Raw genomic sequence first — 17,096 nt, 5'->3', positions numbered from 1 at the left:
CGAGGCGAACCTCGCCCCTACGCGGGTTCGCCTCTGGCGCCAGAGGCAGGCCCCCTCCCCTCCGCGTCCATCTGCCTCTGGCGCGTGCGGAACCGCTCGCGGTCCTCCTCGGAGTAGCGGTCGTGGCACCGGGGGCAACTCACGCCGCGCTCGTACTGCGGGCTCTCGCGGTCCTCCGCCGAGACCGGATCGCCGCAGGCGCGGCAGAGGACGTAATCGCCCGGCTCCAGGCCGTGACCGACGCTCACGCGTTCGTCAAACACGAAGCACTCGCCTCGCCAGAGGCTTTCCTCCTCCGGCACTTCTTCGAGGTATTTGAGGATGCCGCCCTGGAGGTGGTACACGTCCTCGAAGCCTCTGGCGCGGAGCAGCGCCGTGGACTTCTCACAGCGGATCCCGCCGGTGCAGAACATCGCGACGCGCGGCTTCTCTTTGAGCGCCTCCTGCTCCTCCAGCCAGCCGGGCAGCTCGCGGAAACTCTTGGTGTGCGGGTCGATGGCGCCTTCGAACGTGCCGATGGCCGTCTCGTAGTCGTTGCGCGCGTCGATGAGGACCACGTCTGGGTCTGAGATGAGGTCGTTCCAGGCCTCTGGCGGGACGTAGGTACCGACGGTCTCGTTGGGGTCCAGTTCGGGCACGCCCATCGTGACGATCTCTTTCTTGAGGCGCACCTTCATCTTGCGGAACGGCTGTGTCTCGGCGTGCGACTCCTTGTGCTCCAACTCGACCAGCCTCGGGTCGGCCCGGAGGTGCGCGAGCACGGCGTGGACGCCAGAGGCCGGGCCCGCAATGGTGCCGTTGACACCTTCCTTCGCGAGCAGGATCGTCCCGCGCACGTTGCGGTCGTGGCAGAGCGCGAGCAGCGGCGCGCGGAGGGCCTCGAAGTCGGGCAGCGAGGAGAAGCGGTAGAAGGCGGCGACGAGGTACATAGCGGGTCCGAGCGGGTCCAGGCGCGGCGGGCGCCAGAGGCCAACTTCGGGCCGCACGAGCCCTCGGGCCGCGAAGCGCAAGAGGAAAACCCTACTGGCCCTGAAGGAGGAGGCTGCGGAGTTGGTCGGCGTGCTCCCGGGCTTGGGCGGCGCGCTCCTCGAACCCTCCGATGCCCATCCCCCGCTCGCGCGCGTCCTCGTTCATGGAGGAGAGGAGGTTGGCGCGCTCCTCCAGCGACCGAAGCGCGGCCCACAGCGCACGCTCGGTCGCGTCCGCCTGCGCATCGGCCAGCGTGGTTTCCGTGTACGCATGGCCTACGTGGCAGCGGAAGCGGCGCACGTCGGGATCGTCCAACTTCCAGAGTGGCCCGTGGCATTCGGGGCAGGCGTACGGCGCGAGATCGCCCAGGCGCTCCTCTCGCGCGACGTGGCTCTCGGCCTCGGTCGAGATCTTCGTCTCGGCGACGAGACCCTCGCGGGTGTCGTCGTGGGCAGGCTCTGCGGGCATGGGTGCGGCGATCAAACGACGGACGACCGGCCCCATCTTCAGGACTGGCAACACGTGGTCCACGGTGAGCCGCGCGAGCGCGTTCCGCGGGAGGTCTGGGAAGTCGGCGTCGGCGGGATCCTGCACGATCGCCGTGCCCCCCATCCGCAAGATGGCACCCAGCCCGGCCACGCCATCGTCTAGGTAGCCCGTCAGGAGCACGCCGAGCGCTCCCGGCCCGTAGGCGACGGCCGCGGACCGGAACAGCGGGTCGATGGCCGGGCGTGACCGGTTCTCTTTCGGCCCGTGCGCCACCACGCACGTCCTCCCGGAGACGAGAAGGTGATGATCCGGCGGAGCGACGTACACATGCCCGCCCAGGAGCGGCTCGCCGTCCTTCGCCAGCGTGACCGCCAGAGGCCCCGAGCGGTCCAGCGCGCGCACGAACTCGCCGCTGGCGGTGGCCCCAACGTGCAGCACGACGACGATAGGAGCTACAAAGTCCGCGTCGAGTTGGACGAGGAAGTTGGCGAGAGCCTCGACGCCGCCGGCAGACGCACCGATGGCGACGAGACGATCCGGAACGGGCATGGGAGAGGAAAAGCGATGAGGGGCAGGCCAGCAGACGCGCGACCCGGTCTGCGGTTCAGTTCTCCTCTGGCGCCGAGCCCTCTGGCGCGAGCACGAGGCCCATCCTGCATCCCACTAGGGGCCCGCCTTCGCGCCAGAAGCCCGGGCCCGAACAGCCGAGCCCGGGTGTTGACGCAGAGCCTCTGGCGGCGCGACAGAGGCCTCGGCTACCGCACGGTCTTGCGGCGGTTCTGGACGTAGTCCTCGAACAGAAAGCCGCCCAGGTCGTCCAGGCCGGCGTAGTACGCGCGGCCCTGGTTTACCTCGGTCAGTTCGCGGACGAAGCCCTGGAGGTACGGGTCCTTGGCGATCATGAACGTCGTGATCGGGATGCCCTCGCGGCGGCAGATGGCGCCCTCGTCCAGCACCTTGTTGATGATCTTTCGGTCCAACCCGTACGCGTTGCGGTACATCCGGCCGTTCTCGAAGTGACACGACGGCTTGCCGTCGGTGATCATAAAGATCTGCTTGTTGCGGTTTTTCCGCCGGCGAAGGATGTCGCGGGCGCGCTGGAGCCCGGCGCGCGTGTTGGTGTGGAACGGGCCGACGTTGAGGTATGGCAGGTCCTTGATCTCGACCTCCCATGCATCGTTGCCAAAGGCCACGATGTCCAGCGTGTCCTTGGGGTAGCGCGTGGTGATGAGCTGCGCGAGCGCCAGCGCCGTTTTTCGGGCGGGCGTGATGCGGTCCTCGCCGTAGAGGATCATCGAGTGCGAAAGGTCGATCATCAGGACCGTCGCCATGCTGGCGTGGTGGTCCGTCTCGAAGACCTGGAAGTCGTCCTCGCGCACGCGAAAGTCGGCGCCGATGCCGGAGCCGTGGCGGAAGGCGTTGGAGAGCGTGCCGGTCACGTCGAGGTTGGAGACGTCGTCGCCGAAAGCGTACGGGCGCGTCTCGGGCTGACGCTCGTCGCCCAGTCCCGAAAACGGCGTCTTGTGGTCTCCCTTGCCTCCTTTCTTGAGCTGGTCGAAGATGTCCTCCAGCGACCGCTCGCGCAGGCCGCGTTCGGCCTTTGCGGTGATCTGGACCACGCCGGTCTCCTCGTCGCGGTCGATGTAGCCCCGGTTTTTGAGCTCTTCGATGAAGTCGCCCATGCCCATCTCATCGTCGGTCAGGCCGTACTTCTCGTCTAGCGCGGTCAGCCAGCGGAGCGCCTCATCAGCGTCGCCGCCGGTGTGGAGCAAGAGCTGCTGGAACAGGTCGTAAAGCTTGTCGAACGCGGGGCGGTTGTCGCCGTGTCGCTCGTCGTCCCAGGGGCCGTAGCGGATCCTCATCGTCGTGTGCGGTCTCGTGTGTCTCTCGCACCCGCCAGAGGCCGAGGCGTTCCGGCCTCTGGCGGGGACTGGGGACTGGGCGCCGGGAGATAGGGACTGGGAGATAGTAGCCGGGCGGGCCTCTGGCGCTTCGGGTGGGATGCGTACTGCGTGATGCGGTAGGGGTAGCCGCGAGGAGCCGTGCCAGTCGGGTCCAGGTCCTAAACCGTTCGGTGCCGCGCTCGGCCTCTGGCGCCAGAGGCGGAACAAATCGGGCGGCGCCCCTCCTCATCCCTCATCCCTCATCCCTTCGAACCCCGCCAGAGGCCGCGCGTTGCACACGTCCCCTCTCTTCCGCTCGTCGTGCCCGACATCGATCTCACCCGTCCCCACACCCTCGGCCGTGACGGCGCCCGCCGCGCGGCCGACGCCGTCGCCGCGCGCCTGAAGGACGAATACCGGATCCGCTCCGAGTGGTCCGGCGATCAGCTCCGCGTCCGCGGCGCGGGCGTCAAAGGCGAACTGGCTGTGGGCGAGCACGACGTTCGCGTCACCGCCTCGCTCGGCCTGCTCGCGCGCCCGTTCCGCAACCAACTCCACCGAGAGATCGAAAGGGAACTCGACCGCGCCCTCTCCCATCCCGCCTGAACCCGTCATGCAAGCCGTTCGCCAATTCGTCCTCGACCGCCTTTATCCCCGCGCCATCGACGGCCTCCCCGTTCTCGGCACGCCTGAGGCCTTTGCTGCCCGCTTCAACGACGAGGCCAACTCCCCGCGCGAGCGCGCCGAGAAGCTCGTCAACACGCACATCGCGCTCTCCAGCGCGACTGGCTTCGCCAGCGGCCTCGGCGGCTGGCTCACGCTGCCGATCACGCTCCCGGCCAACCTCGGCGGCGTGGCGATGCTCCAGATCCACATGGCCGCCAGCGTCGCCGCGCTGGCAGGCAAGGACCCCTCCGATGACCTGATCCGGTCGCGCGTGCTGGAATGCCTGATCGGCGCCTCGCCGGACCCCGCCAGCGGCCCCGTCCGCGACGCCGAGCAGGAAACCTTCGACCGCATCGGCCTCAAGTTCGCCGAGAAGGGCCTCAACGCCGCCATCTCCGTCGCCGCCGGCGCCGCGAAGTGGGGCGCTAAAAAGGCCGCGAGCTCCGTCGCCAAGCGGCGCCTCTTGCGCGGCGTGCCCCTCGTGGGCGGCGTGATCGGCGCGCTCAGCGACGGCTTTACGACGCGGCAGGTAGCTCGCAACGCCCTCGACATGTTCTTGGACGACGGCGGCATCCCGCAGCCGTCCGGCTTCCCGCCGGCCTCTGGCGACGGCCTACCGGAGAACACTCCCAGCCCCGCGCCGTCGGAGCCTTCCGAGGCATAGGCCTCTCGCCAGAGGCCCCGGACACGCCGGGCCTTTGGCACCCATTTCTCTTCCCCTCGCTTCTCCCCTCTCATGGACCCCATCCCCACAGACACCCACAACATCGAGCTTCAGGCGACAATCGACGACCTAGAAGGTGGCATCGGCCAGCTCTCGCTTTCCAAAGCCGTCAACCGGATCGACGACTGGAAGCGCGAGATCGAGGCGACCGAAAAGAGCGGCCTCCTCCCGATCGCTGAAGGGCTCGGCGAGCTCCACGCCTCGCTTACCGGCGAGGGCGTCAACGGCGACCAGGTCGGCGAGATCATGGTGCGCCTTGGCGAAATGACCGAAGCCTCGGCCGACGACGCTGAGGAGGTGCTGAAACACAGCCTCAAGCGTCTCGGCTCTCTTCTCCGCCACGCCGGCTCCGCCCTCCGAGGCGGCAACGCATGAGCGAGACTCCTCACGTCGATGCGCTCGCGCGCACCGAGTCCGCTCTCGCCAGCGGCCTGACGGGCATTACGCCCACGACGGCGCTCGGCCTGATTGACCACTGGCAGGCCGCGTGCGCCGACGCCGGCCTCACTGAGATCTCCAGCAGCCTGGCGCACCTCGGCGGCCTCTTGCGCGCGGATCGCCTCGACGGCCGCGCCATCGGTGCGTCATTGCGCGACCTCTCCACCGCGACGGTGGACTCCGCCTCTGGCGATGGGGCGCTGGCCGGTCGGCTTCAGGCTCTCGGCGCGGCGCTCGACCGCGGCGCGTCCATGCTGGGCGCCTAGCCGCGCTCCCCTTCTGTTTTCAGCCTCTGGCGCGAGACGGCTCCCGCCAGAGGCCTCCCTTCTGCTTTCTCCCCTCTCATGTCCGAACACGTCCCCCAGGAAGACCGCCCTACCGAGGACGGCATCTCCATTTTCAGCACACTCGAAGCCTTTAAGGACGGCCTGACCTCTACGCTCTCGCGCGAGAGCGGCGTCAGCGTCGCCAGAGGCTGGATCGCCAAGATTGAGGCCGAGGACCGGCCTGATCTCAAGGGCATCCGCGACGGGCTCAACCGGCTCGCACTCCAACTCGAAGGCCAGACGCAGGACGGCCCCGCCTCTGGCGCCGACATCGGCAAAACGATGGAGACGCTGGGTGCCCACACCCGCGAGGCCGCCGGCACCCTCGACGCCGCGCACCTCGTCGGCCCGCTGACGCGGTTGGGCGATTACCTCAAGGCTGCCGGCATCGCGCTCCAGGGCGGCTCCCGCCCCGACGAAATCGAGGGCATCTCGACCGACGTTGACGGCACCATCGGCGACCCCGAGAGCCGGTCGGCGAACATCGCGCCGGACCTCTCCAAAGGCGACGCGCCCGCGTAACGCGGCGACGTCCGGCCACCCCATCAGCCTCTGGCGCGACGCCCGCGCCAGAGGCGTTCTTTGATGGGGTCCTACGGCACGGCGCCCCGCCAGCCCCGATCTTGCAGCCTGCCCCCCCGCACGATCCCATGCGACTGCTCGTCCTCCTCCCCGCCTTTCTCGCCGTCGCGCTCGCAGGCTGTGATTCCACGGCGCCTCTGGCGGAGTGCCCCGGCGGCGTGGACTGCCCGGAGCCGGTAATCGACCCCGACACGGTCGACTTCGATGGGATCACGGAGCTCAACTTCGAGCGCTACGTGCGGCCGATCCTGAACACGCGGCAGGCGCTCGCGCCAGAGGTGACGGATGTGACCTATGCGGCGCTTTTGAATGCCGGACCGAGCAGCTTCCTGATCCCCTTCGACGCCGACGCGAGCCTGCTCGTGCGTCTCGCGGAGGAGACCCTCACGGACGACAGCGTCAACCCGTTTCCCAGACTCCTCTCGCTTCAGGACGACGAGAAGCGCTACATCCGGCGCTGGATCGAAGCCGGCGCGCCCAACGCCAGCGGCCAGCCCGCCTACGCGGACGCCACGCGTCTGCTTTACATCTGCAACCAGCTCGCGGGCCGCGTCTCGGTCGTGGACGTGGACCGCCAGAGGATCATCCGCAACGTGTACTTCGAAGCGCTGGGACAGCCAGCGGACGCCAAGCCGCACCACGTCATCGCCACGCCCGACGGCAGTGCGTGGTACGTGGCGCTGATCGCGGGCGACGGCGGAGGCTCGGTGCTCAAGCTTTCGTCGAGCCTCACGATGGACCCGGCCGATGCCGATTACCTCCTCGCGAGCGAGACGCCGCCCTCTGGCGACGCCACGTTCCAGAAGCCTGGCATGCTGGCGTTCGACGCCGCGAACCAGCGCCTTTTCGCCGGCCGGTCCTTTTCCGCCGACCCGACATCGTCCGGCATCGCGCGGTTTAACGCTTCCACGCTCGCCTTCGAGACCATCCAGACGCCCGACGTGCACCCGCACGCGCTCGGCGTCAGCCGCGATGGCCGCTACGTGTTCACCGCCGGACTCACCGCCACCAGCGGCGCCACGCCCGCCTACGTCTTCGAGGCGGCCACAGGCGACCTGGTGGATCAGGAACTCGTGCCCGGCACGCTCGCCTTTGTGCACTACGCCGTCTCTCCCGATGGCGAGACGGTCGTCCTCACCTCGCAGACCGGCGGCGCGCTCTACGTGTTCGACTTCGACACCGCCTCTGGCGATCTGACGGTCCGCGGGAGCGTCCCGACCGGCGATCAGCCGTGGCACCCGGTCTACGCCCCGGATGGGAGCGCCGTGTACGTCCCCAACCGGCTTTCCAACACGGTCACCGTTGTGGACCCTGCGGCGCTCACCGTCACGCGCACGATCGGCGGCGCGGGGCTCCCCTTTAGCCAAGTCCACGGCTCCGCCCTCTCCGCCGACGGCAGCACGCTGTTCGTCTCCAGCCGCAACTTCGCCATGATGATGGGCGCGATGCCACCCGCAGCGCCAGAGGCCTCTGGCGAGATGGACCACGGTGGGATGAATCACGAGGGCATGGACCACGACGCGGATGCCGCGAGCCCCGGCGCCACGCCAGCCATGGTGATGCCGGAGATCGCGTGGACGCCCTCCATCCGCTTTATCCAGGCCGACGGCACGCCAGAGCCCAACGACCTCTACGGCAACGTCGCCATGCTGGACGCCCGCGACGGCAGCCTGATCGCCGTGATCCAGACCGGCCGCTGGGCCTCCGGCCTCGCGCTCTACGAGCCGCGCTAGCCCCTCTTCCACGCCCCTGGCGCCCTCAGCCTCTGGAGCCAGAGGCCTCGCCCCTCTCCCGTCTCTGATGCGCTTCGTCCTCCCGCTTCTCCTGCTCGCTCTCACCACCGGGTGCAGCACGGCGCCGCCCGCGATGGCACAGGCCTCGTTTACGCCAGAGGCGTTGGTCCGTACCGCCACGCCGTTCCCGGTCGAGGGCGCGGATGGGCCTCTGGCGCTGCCGTTTACCGGCGGCTACTGGGCACCGGTCCCGCAACTCACCGATCTCAACGGCGACGGCCGGCCAGACCTGACGATCACGACCGGCGGCGCGGGCATCGACGTGTACGCCAACACCGCGGACGGCTGGGTGTGGCAGACGGGCAAGCTGGGGGGGATCACGCCCGGCCCGTGGTACCGCTTCGCGGACATCGACGCTGACGGCGACCCGGACTTGCTCACGCGAGGCGCCCCGGGACAGGCGCGCTACTTCGAGAACACTGGCACGGCCTCGTCGCCCCAGTTCACGCTCCGCGCCGAGCCGCTCCTCCTGGCCTCTGGCGAGATCGTGCAGATCGAGGACACGAGCGTACCGGACCTCTCGGACGTGGACGGCGACGGAGACTTCGACCTCATCGTGGGCAAGGCGGACCTGGGCACGATCTCGTTCTACGAGATGGTCGGCCTCGCGGATGGCATCCCGCAGTTCTCGCTTATCACGACCGAGTGGCAGGGCATTCAGATCTACGAGGGCAGCCCGCAGTGTAGGGACGCCTACGGATCGGTCTACGGCATCACGCCAGAGGCCGGACGCGCCACGCGCCACGGCGCCAACGCCCTCGCCCTGGCCGACATCACCGGGTCTGGAGGCCCCGAGCTGTTCTGGGGCGACTTCTTCAGCGAGAACCTCTTCTACTTCCTCAACATCGGCACGCCAGAGGCGCCTGCGTTCGACCTCGTCTCGGAGTCGTTCCCCGGCACGAGCACGCCGGGCGGGCAGAACGCCGCGGCCTTTGGCGACACGGACGGCGACGGCGACCTCGACCTCGTGGTCGGCGTCCTTGGCGGGCTCTGCGTCACCTCGCGCACGCCGACGCAGAACATCGTCAGCTTCCTCAACACCGGAACGCCCGAGGACCCGGCCTTCGAGATCCAGACGACGCGCCTCTTGCGCAGCATCGACCACGGCCGGCGCTCTGTCCCGGCGTTCGCGGACATCGACGGCGACGGCGACCTCGACATGATCGTCGGCGACGGCAACACGGACGCCAACCTCACGCTGTACACCAACACCGGGACCTCTGGCGCGCCCCGGTTCGCGCTGACGGACCCGGACTGGCTCGCGCTGGACTACGACTTCGGCGGCTACGCGCCCACATTCGGGGACCTAGATGCCGATGGCGATCTCGACCTGCTCGTCGGCGGTTTCAACGGGCGGCTGGCGTTCCTCGAGAACACGGGCACGGCGACGGCGCCCGTCTACGAACTCCGCGACGAGCGCTACGCCGGCATCGACGCCGGGCAGTACGCGAAGCCCGATCTCGCGGACATCGACGGTGATGGCGACCTCGACCTGCTCGTCGGCGAGAGCAACGGGCGCGTGTTCCTGTACCGCAACGCCGGCACGCCAGAGGCCGCCTCCTTCGCGACGGCCAGCAACGGCACGCCTGGCCCCGCCGACCTCGCCTTCCGCGACGATCTCGGCCTCACGGACGACGTCGGCCAGGAGAGCGCCCCGAGCGCCGCTGACCTCGACGGCGACGGCGACCTCGACATCCTGATCGGCTCCTCCCCTGGCGACATCGCGGTGTACCTCAACGTGGGCAGCGCGACGGCACCAGCCTACCAAGCCGCTGGCGAGATCGACGCCGAGCGCCTCACCATCGTGCCGCGCGCGGCCGACCTGACCGGCGACGGGCTCGTGGACCTCGTGGCGGGCAGCGACGCAGGCGGCCTGCTGTACTGGGCCAACACGTTTACGACCGCCTCAGTGGCTCCGCCCTCGGGCCTGCTGCGCCTGGACGCTTACCCCAACCCGTCCTCGGGCGAGGTTCGCCTCGCGTTCGGCCGCGCCGTCCGCGGCGAGGTCGTGGTCCACGACGCCAGAGGCCGCGAGGTCCGCCGCGTGGTGGTCTCCTCCGCCGATGCCACCTGGGACGGCCGCGACGCTTCGGGCAGCGATGCGCCCGCGGGCGTGTACCTGCTCCAGTTCGAAGGGCTCGCGTCGGCCCAAGTCACGCTGGCACGGTAGCACGGCCTCTGGCGCCGGAGGCCTCGGGTCCTTTCGCGAGGCGCCCGCCTACGATGTCTACAGCCAGCGCTTGGTGCGGAACACGAGCAGCGTGCCCAGCGAGATCACCGCGAGCACGACGAGAAAGATGGGGTAGGCGTGCGGCATGGCCAGCTCCGGCATGTTCTCGAAGTTCATGCCGTACAGCCCTGTCAGGAACGTGATGGGCAGGAAGACCGCGCCGATCACCGTCAGCGCCTTCATGACCTCGTTCTGGCGCGCGGAGACCGCCGAGAGGTAAAGGTCCGAGACGCCCGCGAGCACGTCGCGCAGGGATTCCAAGGCGTCCGCGGCCTGCACCACGTGGTCCTGCACGTCCCGGAGGAACAGGCGAGTTTTGTCCGTCACCAAGTCCGACTCCGCACGGGCGAGCGAGGCGACGACCTCGCGCAGCGGCCAGACCGCACGGCGGACCACGAGGATCTCGCGGCGGAGCCCGGCAATCGCGCCGCGGACGGTCGGTCCGGGTGTGCCCAGCACGGCCTCTTCCAACGCCTCGGTCGCGTCGCCCAGCTTCTCCACCGTTGCAAACGCCGCGTCCACGATGAGATCGAGCAGCGCGTAGAGCAGGTAGTCCTCGCCCTCGCCGCGCAAGCGGCTGCCCTCGGTCTCGATCCTCTGGCGAACCGGGTCGAACACGTCGCCTGCGGCTTCCTGGAACGAGAGGAGGTAGCCCGGCCCGAGCACGAACGCGACCTGCTCCACGGTGCCGGTCTCCGGGAGCACCATGCGCGTGACCACGAAGGCCTGCTCGCCGTACACCTCCAGCTTGGGCCGCTGGTTGGTGTGGCCCAGGTCCTCCTGCACGAGCGGGTGCAAGCCGAACGCCTCGCCCAAGGCACGGATGGCTTTCGCGTCGCGCACGCTGTCCACGTTGATCCACGTCGTGCCTTCGCCAGAGGCCAAGCGACGGAGCGCGAGGGCCTCTGGCGTCCCGATCTGGCCAACCGTCTTGGCCTCGGCCCAGTCGGCGGTAAAGTGGCGGACCTCGGCGCGAGCGGGCTCCGCGTCGGGGTGCTCGACGAGCGTTCCGGCGGGGCGGCCCGCGTTCCGGTTCTGGCTCTCGACCAGCCGGGTGCCAGGGCGCCCGAGAAGCTTGAACGGGAGGCCGAGCAGGCGCTCCGCCTCGTCGAGGACGGTGCGGGCTTCGGCCCGCGTGCGAGCCGCCTTTTTAAGCGTGGCGGACTTGAGCTTGGTACGTGGGGACGCCACCTCAGGCGTCCCGGGAGATGGAAGCGGTGCGGCGGGCAACCTCGTCGGCGAGGCGCTGCGTTTCCGACGCGTCCTCGGCCGTCTCGTTCGCCATCGCGCGGGCCGCTGGCGTCCGGGCCGTGGCCGCGGTGGCGCGGGCGTCGGCGGCGGTCTCACCGGCCTGCGCCTGGACAGCGGTCATCTGCTTCTCCAGCTTCTTGGCGCGGCGCTTGGCCGAGAAGGCGCCCGGCACGGCCGCGAGGTAGCCCATGAACAACCCGAGCACCCACGCGCCGAGAACGGTCCACAGCTTGATGCCGATAATCGTCGTGCTGACGAACGGGATGGCGAACTCGATGTCCTCCAGGTTCGTCGGTTGGGTGGCGAACAGGACGCCGCCGAGGGCGACGAGAACGATCAGGACGAAGGCGAAGCGCATGGGAGACGTGGCAGGGGAGGCTCTATGGTACGCCGCTCCGTCTCCGAGGTTGTGTTCAGAGTCCGAGCAGCGGCGGGCCTCTGGCGCCAGAGGCTCCGTTTGGGAGCCCGAACGGTTCGGTAATCACCCGTCCCGGGGCGGGGCACCCGCGCCAGGCGTAGACTCCACCTCACCCTGACGCTGCTCTCACCCATGCCTGCGTCCCCACGTTTTTTCCTGGTCGCCGCGCTCGCCCTCGGCGCCTGCGCCGATCCCGAGCCCCCGCCGCCCCCGCCAGAGGCGTCCGTCCCCACGTTCCGCGGCTCCTTCGTGCCCGTGGACGACGGCAGGCACGTGCCCGGTTTCCCGCGCTTCCGGTCCGAGTTGCGCGACGCCGTCGCGCGGAAGGACACGGCGGCCTTTCTCGGGCTCGTGGCCGCTGGCGCGAGGCTCTCCTTTGGCGACGAGCCCGGTGGTCCCGAAGGCTTCCGCACGATGTGGTTCAGCGGGGACCCGCCCGAGGGGCGCGACCCGTGGCGCGTCCTCGCGGGCGTGCTGGATGCCGGGAGCGTGGAAGAAGACGAGGCCGTGACGGCGCCGTTCGTGTACGGCCTGTGGCCGGGCGAGGAGGACCCGTTCTCCAACGTCGCGATCGTGAGCGAAAACGTGCCGGCGCGCGAGGGGCCCAGCATGTCGGCGCCCATCGTGGCGCGGCTGAGCCACATCATCGTGCCCGCCCTCTCTCCTCCAAGCGGCGGCTGGCGGATGGTTCGGCTTCCAGATTCGACGGTCGCGTACGTGGCCTCGCAGAAAGCGCTCAGCCCAGTGGGCTACCGCGCCGCGTTCTGGGAAGACGGCGGCGGCCGCTGGCGCCTGCAATCGTTCCTCGCGGGGGACTAGAGCCCAACAGGTTCTGCGATGCCTCTGGCGCCAGAAGCCCGTTACCGATCCGAGCCTGGCCCCCAGAGCGCGCGGATCGCGCCCGGCAGCACCTCGGTCTGGACTCGCGTGGCGCGCGTCGCGACGGCCTCTCCGTCTGCGTGGATGGGAAGCACGCCGCGGACGGCGCGGATGGACACGCGCTGGGCGCGCCCCATCGAGACCTCAGGCTCGCCCACGTGCGCGCCCTTGAGCGCCAGAGGCAAGACCCGCGCGATGCGCCCAAACGTGAGCGGCCGCGCGAGGCAGAGGTCCAGCGCGCCGTCGTCCGGCACGGCCTCTGGCGTGAGCAGGATGCCGCCGCCGATGGAATGCCCGTTGCCGACCTCGCAGAGGAAAAAAGCGCCATGGTAAAAGAGCGCGTCCTCGCCCGAAGACTCTACCTCGCCAGCAGCCGTCAACTCCACACCGCCCGACGTGCGCACCTCGACGACGAGATCGCGGCGGCGCCAGAGGCGCAGGCTGCGGAGCGTGGCCGCGAGGTAGGCCGCGCGCCCGCCGAGCCGTTTGTAGCGCGCCGCCTCGGTGGCCACCATCGCGTCAAACCCCACGCCGACGCAGTTGGCGAACACGCGCTCGCCGCTGGCGCCGCCCTCCTCGGTCCAGCGCACGCGTCCCACGTCCATCATGCGCGGGGCGCCATCGGCCGCGCTGGAGAGCGCCGCGAGCGCCGCCGGGAGCCGCGTCGGCATGCCGAGCGCGCAGGCGAGGTCGTTGCCGGTGCCGAGCGGGAGCACGCCGAAGGCCGCCTCAGTCCCGATGAGCCCGCCCATCACCTCGTGGACCGTCCCGTCGCCGCCCACCGCCACCACCACGTCGTGCGTGTGCGCAAGGCCTCTGGCGAGACCGGTGGCGTGACCGGGCGCGGTGGTTGCGTGCAGGCTCGCGTCCATCCCCAGCGCGCGGGCGCCTGCGAGGATGGGCTCCGCATCGCGAGCCGCGCGGCCCGAGCGAGCCGCCGGGTTGAGAACGAAAGCGAAGCGCACAGACGCCGGGGGTGGGGTCGGTAAGTTACCCGCGCCCCGATTTCGCCCGCTCTGCGGTCTCTGCAATGCCCGTCCGCTCCCTTCTTTTCGCGGTTTGCCTCCTCGCGCTCGGTGCGTGCGCCTCGCCAGAGGCCGAGGGCCCGCGCACGTTCACGGACGACGACGGGCGCAGCGTTTCCCTCGCGGGAGCGCCCGAAACGGTGGTGCCTCTGGCGCCGAACCTGACGGAGATGATCGCCGTCGCCGCAGGCGTGGACCGCCTCGCAGGTGTTGCGACCGCCGACGACTGGCCTGCCGAGGTCCGAGGCGTGCCGCGGTTCGCCTCGCTGCCGCTGGACCGCGAGCGGATCCTCGAACTCGGGCCCGGCCTCGCGCTCGGCGTTGTTGGCCTCAACCCGCCCGCCGACCTGGACGCGCTGGCAGGTCTCGGCATCCCCGCCTACGCGTTCCGCTTTGCCGAGGTGGACGATATCCCCCGGGCGCTCCGCACGCTCGACACGCTTCTCGCCTCCTCTGGCGGAGCCGCCGCCGCCGACGCGTTCGAGGCGCGCGTTGGCGCTGTCCGCGCGAAGACGGCCGCGATGCCACGGCCGCGCGTGCTGCTCCTCATCGGCGCCGAGAACAGCGCGTTGTACGCCTTCGGGCGCGAGTCGTACGCCAGCGAAGTCGTCCGCCTGGCGGGTGCCGACAACGTCACCGACGCGTTTTCGGGCGACGCCGCGGCGCCGTCCGTGGAGTGGGTGCTGGAAAACGCACCCGAGGTCATCCTGATCGCTGGCGAGGGCGACGCGCGCCAGAGGCTGATCGAGGCCGCGCCCGCCCTCGCGGGACTCTCGGCGGTGCAGAACGGGCGCGTCTACAGCATCCCCGCAGACCCCATCCTGCGGCCCGGCCCGCGGACGGTCGAGGCGCTCGAAACCATCGCAAGGCGGTTGCACCCCGAGGCGTTCGCCTCTGGCGCGGCGTGACGCCAGAGGCGCCCTCGGATCTCCCGAACGAGCCCGTCTCGCCAGAGGCCCGGCTGCGCGCGGTCGTGCTCGGGCTCGTGGTCGTCGGCGCCGTCGTGTTCGTGCTCTCGCTGTTCGTGGGTAGCTCGAACGTGAGCCCGGCGCGGATCTGGGCGGCGCTCATCGGCGAGGGCGACCGGGCGGCTGAGCCCATCCTGCACCAGATCCGCCTGCCGCGCGCGATCCTCGCGCTCGCGGTAGGCGGCGGCCTATCCGTGATCGGCGTGGCGATGCAGGCGCTCGTGCGGAATCCTCTGGCGGAGCCGTACGTGCTCGGCGCCTCTGGCGGAGCGAGCGCGGGCGCGGCGCTGTTCTACCTCGGCTTCCTGCCGCCCGTTCTCACCAAGGCGTTCTCGATGCCTCTGGCGGCGGTCGTCGGCTCGTGGCTCGCGCTCGCGTTCGTGTTCCTCGTCGCGCGCCAGGGGCCGAGGCTGTCCACGGCGCGGCTGCTCTTAGCGGGCGTGGCGGTCTCAGCGCTGCTGGGCGCCGTGACGGCGTTTGTGACGTTCGCGAGCCCCGAGCCCGACAAGCTCCGCGCTGTTTTGTTCTGGCTTCTGGGTTCGCTCGCGGGCGCGACGTGGCCTGGCGTCCTCGTGCCTCTGGCGGTCTCCACCGCAGGCGCCGCCGTCTTGTGGGCACTCGCTCGTCCGCTGGACCTGCTGGCCACAGGCGAGGAGCCCGCGATGGCGCTCGGCGTGCCCGTCGAAGGCCTCAAACGGGGGCTTCTGGCGGTCTCCGCCGTCGTCACCGGCGTGCTCGTGGCGGCGGCGGGACTCGTCGGATTCGTGGGCCTTATCGCGCCACACGCGATCCGCCTCATGGCCGGACCGGGCCACAGGCGCCTCGTGCCTCTGGCGTTCGGCGGCGGCGCCGTGTTCATGCTCCTGGCCGACATCGCCGCGCGCGTGGTCCTGCCGGGGCAAGAGATGCCCGTCGGCGTGGTCACGGCGATTTGCGGCGTCCCGTTTTTCCTGCTGCTGCTGCGCCGAGGCAACGCGGAGACGATGGTGTAGGGACTGGGGACTGGGGACTGGGGACTGGAAGGTGAGCCCGCTCTGCCTCTGGCGCCAGAGGCCTCTAGCGCAGCCCCGAACCGAGAACCCGGAACTCGGACCTCTGAAAGAGGTCTGCGCCCGATGCCCTTCGCCACGCACCGAGCCCTCCGCTACGTCACCCCGCTGCGGGAGGGCGGCTCCCTCCCCGCCCTCGTCGAGACCGACGCCGGGCTGTACGTCACCAAGTTTCGCGGAGCCGGCCAGGGCGCGCGCGCGCTCCTGGCGGAGCTCATCGTCGGCGGCATCGCGCGGGCGCTGGACCTGCCGTTTCCAGACCTCGCGCTCGTGGATGCGCCAGAGGCCTTCGGGCACGCCGAGCCCGACCCCGAGATCCAGGACATCCTCAAGGGAAGCGTGGGCCTCAACGTCGGCCTGGGCTACGTCGAGGGCGCGTTCCCGTACGACCCCGTGGCCGCTGGCGACCTGGTCTCGCCGGACCTCGCCGCCGAGGTCGTCTGGCTGGACGCGCTCACCACCAACATCGACCGGACGGCGCGCAACCCCAACCTCCTCATCGCGGGCGACGACGCGCGCCTGTGGCTGATCGATCACGGCGCAGCGCTCTACTTCCACCACAACTGGGATTCCGTGGACGAAGCCCGTGCACGGGCCCCGTTTGCGCCGATCAAAGACCATGTGCTCCTCTCCGCCTCTGGCGACATCGAGGCGGCGGACGCCCGCCTGGCCCCACGCCTGACCGACGAGGCGATCGTCGAGATCCTGGCCGCCATTCCAGACGACCTGTACATGGACGCGCCCGAAGGCCGGACCGCGCCGTTCGCCACGCCTGAGGCCAACCGCGAGGCCTACGCGCGCTTCTTTCGCCAGAGGCTGGAGTCCCCGCGCGCCTGGGTCGCCGAGGCCGTCCGCGCCCAGGGCGCCCACGGAACGGGCGACGCCCTCCCCTACCGACGCTAGCGTGCCCGCCTACGATTACGCCCTCATCCGGGTCGTCCCGCGCGTGCACCTCGCCTCTGGCGAGACCGTGGGCGTGATCCTGCAATGCCGCCAGAAGCGTTTTATCGGCGTGCGCTGGGCCGAGGCGCCAGAGGCGCTCGCGGCGCGCTGGCCAGGGCTGGGCGCAGGCCTGCTCACGCGCTACCTCCGCGCGATGGAGCAGATGGCCTCTGGCGAAGGACCGCTGGGCGTGTACCCACCCTCCGAGCGGTTCCACTGGCTCACGGCCACGCGTTCCACCGTGGTGCAGCCGTCGCCGGTGCACACCGGCATGGACGACGACCCCGAGGCCGCCCTCGACCGCATCGCGCAATCTCTCTGAGCGTCCCCACCCGGTAGCCCTGGCCTCTAGCGCCAGAGGCCAGTCGCTCTTCGCCCGTGCCGTGAAGAAGTGCGAGAGGGGAATCCAGAGCCGGCGGCTCGCGTCTCTCACCCCTTCCCTGACTCCCGAGCAACAGTATCAC

The 17,096-nt window shown here is 70.2% G+C and carries 18 protein-coding genes; 12 read left to right on the top strand and 6 right to left on the bottom strand.

Annotation, left to right across the window (positions count from 1 at the left end):
- Nucleotides 1-17 precede the first annotated feature (17 nt).
- From trhO to BSZ36_RS03900, 3 genes are all read right to left on the bottom strand, one after another.
- Complete coding sequence (gene trhO / locus BSZ36_RS03910) at nt 18-929, bottom strand: oxygen-dependent tRNA uridine(34) hydroxylase TrhO (RefSeq protein WP_094546222.1); 912 nt, start codon at nt 927-929, stop codon at nt 18-20.
- Between the two features lie 91 nt (nt 930-1,020).
- Nucleotides 1,021-2,007, bottom strand: coding sequence for a chemotaxis protein CheB (locus tag BSZ36_RS03905; RefSeq protein WP_094546220.1), 987 nt, complete (start codon nt 2,005-2,007; stop codon nt 1,021-1,023).
- A 206-nt stretch (nt 2,008-2,213) separates the two neighbouring features.
- Nucleotides 2,214-3,320, bottom strand: coding sequence for a vWA domain-containing protein (locus tag BSZ36_RS03900; RefSeq protein WP_094546218.1), 1,107 nt, complete (start codon nt 3,318-3,320; stop codon nt 2,214-2,216).
- Between the two features lie 342 nt (nt 3,321-3,662).
- Between BSZ36_RS03900 and BSZ36_RS03895 the strand changes: the two genes are divergently transcribed.
- The 7 genes from BSZ36_RS03895 to BSZ36_RS03865 all read left to right on the top strand — a co-directional run bounded on the left by BSZ36_RS03895 (nt 3,663) and on the right by BSZ36_RS03865 (nt 10,040).
- A complete protein-coding gene (locus tag BSZ36_RS03895) occupies nt 3,663-3,947 on the top strand; it encodes a polyhydroxyalkanoic acid system family protein (protein WP_179271014.1) in 285 nt (94 codons plus the stop codon).
- A 7-nt stretch (nt 3,948-3,954) separates the two neighbouring features.
- Nucleotides 3,955-4,671 (top strand): EcsC family protein, encoded by a 717-nt coding sequence (locus tag BSZ36_RS03890; RefSeq protein WP_094546214.1) that lies wholly within the window; start codon nt 3,955-3,957, stop codon nt 4,669-4,671.
- Between the two features lie 72 nt (nt 4,672-4,743).
- A complete protein-coding gene (locus BSZ36_RS03885; RefSeq protein WP_094546212.1) occupies nt 4,744-5,106 on the top strand; it encodes a hypothetical protein in 363 nt (120 codons plus the stop codon).
- Entirely contained in the window at nt 5,103-5,435 is a 333-nt protein-coding gene (locus tag BSZ36_RS03880) for a hypothetical protein (protein WP_094546210.1), read from the top strand. The genes BSZ36_RS03885 and BSZ36_RS03880 overlap by 4 nt, the downstream gene beginning before the upstream one ends.
- 78 nt (nt 5,436-5,513) lie before the next feature.
- On the top strand, nt 5,514-6,017 hold the full coding sequence (locus BSZ36_RS03875) for a hypothetical protein (RefSeq protein WP_094546208.1): 504 nt from the start codon (nt 5,514-5,516) through the stop codon (nt 6,015-6,017).
- Between the two features lie 128 nt (nt 6,018-6,145).
- Nucleotides 6,146-7,810, top strand: coding sequence for a YncE family protein (locus tag BSZ36_RS03870; RefSeq protein ID WP_094546206.1), 1,665 nt, complete (start codon nt 6,146-6,148; stop codon nt 7,808-7,810).
- Between the two features lie 67 nt (nt 7,811-7,877).
- A complete protein-coding gene (locus BSZ36_RS03865; protein ID WP_094546204.1) occupies nt 7,878-10,040 on the top strand; it encodes an FG-GAP repeat domain-containing protein in 2,163 nt (720 codons plus the stop codon).
- A gap of 57 nt (nt 10,041-10,097) precedes the next feature.
- Here the strand turns inward: BSZ36_RS03865 and corA are convergent, their stop codons facing one another.
- Both corA and BSZ36_RS19230 read right to left on the bottom strand, forming a co-directional pair.
- Complete coding sequence (corA, locus tag BSZ36_RS03860; RefSeq protein ID WP_179271013.1) at nt 10,098-11,291, bottom strand: magnesium/cobalt transporter CorA; 1,194 nt, start codon at nt 11,289-11,291, stop codon at nt 10,098-10,100.
- A gap of 1 nt (nt 11,292) precedes the next feature.
- Nucleotides 11,293-11,709: a hypothetical protein gene (locus BSZ36_RS19230; RefSeq protein ID WP_179271012.1), complete on the bottom strand. Its 417-nt coding sequence runs from the start codon at nt 11,707-11,709 to the stop codon at nt 11,293-11,295.
- 192 nt (nt 11,710-11,901) lie between these two features.
- Here BSZ36_RS19230 and BSZ36_RS03855 point away from each other — a divergent pair, with 192 nt between their 5' ends.
- Nucleotides 11,902-12,588, top strand: coding sequence for an SH3 domain-containing protein (locus tag BSZ36_RS03855; RefSeq protein ID WP_094546200.1), 687 nt, complete (start codon nt 11,902-11,904; stop codon nt 12,586-12,588).
- A gap of 41 nt (nt 12,589-12,629) precedes the next feature.
- On the opposite strand, the gene BSZ36_RS03850 is transcribed toward BSZ36_RS03855, so the two are convergent.
- Entirely contained in the window at nt 12,630-13,613 is a 984-nt protein-coding gene (locus BSZ36_RS03850; protein ID WP_143536743.1) for a diacylglycerol/lipid kinase family protein, read from the bottom strand.
- A gap of 65 nt (nt 13,614-13,678) precedes the next feature.
- Here BSZ36_RS03850 and BSZ36_RS03845 point away from each other — a divergent pair, with 65 nt between their 5' ends.
- From BSZ36_RS03845 to BSZ36_RS03830, 4 genes are all read left to right on the top strand, one after another.
- Complete coding sequence (locus BSZ36_RS03845) at nt 13,679-14,581, top strand: ABC transporter substrate-binding protein (RefSeq protein WP_094546196.1); 903 nt, start codon at nt 13,679-13,681, stop codon at nt 14,579-14,581.
- Nucleotides 14,578-15,633, top strand: coding sequence for a FecCD family ABC transporter permease (locus BSZ36_RS03840; RefSeq protein ID WP_218827541.1), 1,056 nt, complete (start codon nt 14,578-14,580; stop codon nt 15,631-15,633). Before BSZ36_RS03845 ends, BSZ36_RS03840 begins: the two co-directional genes overlap by 4 nt.
- Nucleotides 15,634-15,756: 123 nt before the next feature.
- Nucleotides 15,757-16,593, top strand: a complete 837-nt coding sequence (locus BSZ36_RS03835; protein WP_094546194.1) for a HipA family kinase — start codon at nt 15,757-15,759, stop codon at nt 16,591-16,593.
- 1 nt (nt 16,594) lies between these two features.
- Nucleotides 16,595-16,954, top strand: coding sequence for a DUF3037 domain-containing protein (locus BSZ36_RS03830; protein WP_179271011.1), 360 nt, complete (start codon nt 16,595-16,597; stop codon nt 16,952-16,954).
- The last annotated feature ends 142 nt before the right edge of the window (nt 16,955-17,096 follow it).

The sequence above is a fragment of the Rubricoccus marinus genome (assembly GCF_002257665.1).
Taxonomy (GTDB): Bacteria; Bacteroidota; Rhodothermia; order Rhodothermales; family Rubricoccaceae; genus Rubricoccus; species Rubricoccus marinus.
This window is presented reverse-complemented; position numbering and strand designations above follow the sequence as displayed.